Consider the following 3,106-nt stretch of genomic DNA (forward strand, 5'->3'; position numbering starts at 1 on the left):
CCTTGGATGTTCGGGCGTGCACCCCGTTTCACCTCGATCCACCACGGGGTGTGCTCGACATCGCAGGCATTCGATCCACGCCCGTACTGCGTCTGCAGTAGCCCACCACGGGCTGCGTCGGGATAGACGCTGCGCAGCTCGTTGGCCACGTCACGTTCGCCCTGTGCCCCCTTCTGGCGGCTCCTACGCCCTACGCGCTTGCGATCGATCATCCTGCACCTCCTCTGGGCTCAGTCGGTAACCGCAATCGTCCTCGTGCACCAGGTTGGCACCCGCGCGCACGAATCGATCGGTGGCCCCGACTCCGCCCCAGATGTTTTTCGCGAGTTTCACCGAGATGACCTGCGTGTCCGCGCGCAGGGCATCGGGGGATACCCATGCCATGAGCGCAAACCGCGCTTCGATCTCGATGGAACTCGACTCGCTCGGGGACTGCAGGGAGGGCTCCCCTCGCTGGCTCGATCGGTTGAGCTGGGTCACTGCAACTATTGCCACCTGCTCATCGACTGCGCAGCGCTGCAGTCCAGCCCAGAGCCGCTGGATGTCGCTGCGCCGGTCGGCTCCGGGGTCCGACCGGATCTTCGTGAGGTAGTCCAGGATGATCACCCGGCAGCCCGCCTGCGCCAGGCGGCGGGCACAGACCAGTGCCTCCTCCTGCGTCGCATCGAGCGGGCACTCGAAGAGTGGAAACTCCCGCTCCCAGAGCGCCCGGAGGGCTGGATCGATCTCATCGAGGCAGGCCGCGGTCCCGCGCAGCAGCCGCCGGGAGTCGATGCCGGCTGCCATCGCAACGGCGCGTAGGCCGAGCTGCGCAGCGTTGTCTTCCAGTGAGACCACCCCCCACTGGTCGGTCGAATTGAGCGCCATGTGCATGGCCAGTGTCGATTTGCACGAGCCAGTACCACCGCCGAGTATGCCCACCGTCCCCGGCTGGATGCCTGCGCCGCCCATGGCTGCGTCAATGTGGGGTAGCCCCAGGCGCATCCAGGCGGGCGGTGACGGCGCGAGCAGTCCCGTGGCCATCGCTGCATGAATTAAATCCCCCAGTGTCTGCACGATTTGTTTCCCCCTTGCGTGCGCATAGGTATATGTACATGCTGTGCACATCACAGAGCAAGGGGGAGGTGACCATGAGCAGAGTCGGCACAGACCCGATGGCAGGCGTGAGCGAGGATGCCTGCACATTCGAGATCGACGGGGGCGCGGGCGGGGACGAGTGGCTGGCCCGTCGGTGGGAGTCAGTGGGGGCGAGCTGGGCCGCGGCGCTGCTCGACGAGGATCAGTACCACCAGCGCGACGCAGCCGAGGAGGGCATGTCGTCGCGCGCCATGCTGCTCCGCAAATGGCGGGAGCGACGCTCCATCCCGACGCGCGCCACCATGCACTGGGGTAGCTACGCGGAGCCCTGGATTCTGCAGACGGCAGCGCACATCCTCGGCGTGCCGATGATCAGGACCAACCACATGTACCGCTCTCGCGTGTGGCCGCACATGTCCTGCACTCTGGACGGGTGGTGTCTCCCCGATCGGGATTTCCAGGTCGCAGCGCACCCGGAATTTCTCATCGGTCGCACGGATCGGGAGGTGGAGTGGCTGGGTGATCTCCGCCACATGATTTACCGGCTGGGCGCGGAGCATGGCCCCGGGCTGGTGGAGGTGAAAATGAAGATGGCCCATGCGGTTTTCAAACCTCGGGGCGGCGAGAAAGATCCGGCGCTGCAATTCGACTACGGGCCTGCTGCGCACGGTGCGACGTGGGGCGCTCCTCGGCAGCATGCCTATCAGCTCCAGCATCAACTCGCAGTGTGCGGCGATGATCACGGGGGCGGTCCCCAGTGGTCCGTGCTGGTCGCGCTGATCGGCGGCATGGATTTTCGCGCATGGGTCGTGATGCGGGATCATGGATTCGCGCGGGCGCTCGGCGCGGCGGTGGAGCGCTTTTGGGAGCAGGTGCATGGCACAGATCACGATCTACATCCCGGATGATCTGAAGCGGCGCATGCGGCGCTATCCGGACGTCAATTTTTCCAGAGCCGCGGCGGCTGGCCTGCGCCGCGCGCTCACGATGGCGGAACGTCAGGCCGAATCAGGAGCAGAGGATGAGTCCAGAGCAGCGGAAGAAGAAAGCGACGGAGATCTGGCAGACCCTCAGCGGGGTTGACGTGTCCGAGCATGTCCAGAAGCGCGCGGGGTTGAGCTTTTTGTCGTGGGCATGGGCATGGGGCGTGCTCATGGAGCACTACCCCCAGGCCGCGGTGACGTTCGAGCGATTCGAGGGTCGGGATGTGATGACCTACGCCGACGGGACCTGCTCGGTGCATGTCTCGGTGGAGATCGATGGCATCACCCGCGAGATGTGGTTGCCGGTGATGGACCACCGCCACAAGGCCGTGAGCCAGCCGACAGCCCGCCAGATCTCAGATGCGAAACAGCGCGCGTGCTGCAAGGCGTTCGCGCTGTTTGGGCTCGGCCACTACATCTACGCAGGCGAGGATCTGCCCCCGGCGGAGACGCCCGAGGCGGCACCGATCAAGCGCTCTGCGCCTCGCGGAGGCGGCGCTCCGGGGCCCACGTCCAGCAGCACCCGCGCGCTAGAGGGGATGGTCCAGGCGCACTCGTCGCTCGGCTCTCTGTACGGAGACGATCAGCTCCGGCATGCGATCCATGCCTCCACGCAGGTAGTGCATGACTATCTGCTGAGTGTGTGGCTGGCCCGAGAGCAGGCCCTCGGCGGTGGTCCCGATGACCGCCCCGACTTCTCTGCCCGAGACGAGCAGCCCGGGCAGGTGCAGGACGTGGCCACCAACTAGGTTTGACCCGCATGTCGCGGGTCTGAAGCGAGTGAGGACAACATGCCAGGACCGATATTTGCAGTCTCCGTGACGATGAAATCCGACACCGAAAAACGCTGGGATCTACTCTCGGCATGGCGAAACGAGCGCATGGAGAACCGTCTGCAGGTGACGATTGCGGCGCAGACCGACACCGGTGACACGAAATATCCGATGATCACTCTCACGGACTGGCTCAAGGGCGTGGCCACCGGAGAGGGATTTTTCGTGGATGTGCGGGTGGACAAGCCCGCGCTGCTGGCGTGGCTGCAGAGC

The 3,106-nt window shown here is 65.3% G+C and carries 6 protein-coding genes; 4 read left to right on the forward strand and 2 right to left on the reverse strand.

Going from position 1 to position 3,106, the window contains the following annotated elements:
* Together GY812_05785 and GY812_05790 are read right to left on the reverse strand one after the other, a co-directional pair.
* Positions 1–212 (reverse strand): hypothetical protein (locus tag GY812_05785; protein MCP4435002.1); only part of this gene is annotated, 212 nt, incomplete at its 3' end.
* On the reverse strand, positions 184–1,023 hold the full coding sequence (locus GY812_05790; GenBank protein MCP4435003.1) for an AAA family ATPase: 840 nt from the start codon (positions 1,021–1,023) through the stop codon (positions 184–186). The genes GY812_05785 and GY812_05790, both read right to left, overlap by 29 nt.
* Positions 1,024–1,163: 140 nt before the next feature.
* Here GY812_05790 and GY812_05795 point away from each other — a divergent pair, with 140 nt between their 5' ends.
* The 4 genes from GY812_05795 to GY812_05810 form a co-directional block, all read left to right on the forward strand.
* Entirely contained in the window at positions 1,164–1,985 is an 822-nt protein-coding gene (locus GY812_05795; GenBank protein MCP4435004.1) for a YqaJ viral recombinase family protein, read from the forward strand.
* Entirely contained in the window at positions 1,954–2,160 is a 207-nt protein-coding gene (locus GY812_05800; protein ID MCP4435005.1) for a hypothetical protein, read from the forward strand. The genes GY812_05795 and GY812_05800 overlap by 32 nt, the downstream gene beginning before the upstream one ends.
* Entirely contained in the window at positions 2,099–2,809 is a 711-nt protein-coding gene (locus GY812_05805; protein MCP4435006.1) for a DUF1071 domain-containing protein, read from the forward strand. The genes GY812_05800 and GY812_05805 overlap by 62 nt, the downstream gene beginning before the upstream one ends.
* A 75-nt stretch (positions 2,810–2,884) precedes the next feature.
* Positions 2,885–3,106: hypothetical protein (locus GY812_05810; protein MCP4435007.1), on the forward strand; the 222-nt coding region annotated here is incomplete at its 3' end.

Source organism: Actinomycetes bacterium (assembly GCA_024222295.1).
Taxonomy (GTDB): domain Bacteria; phylum Actinomycetota; class Acidimicrobiia; order Acidimicrobiales; family Microtrichaceae; genus JAAEPF01.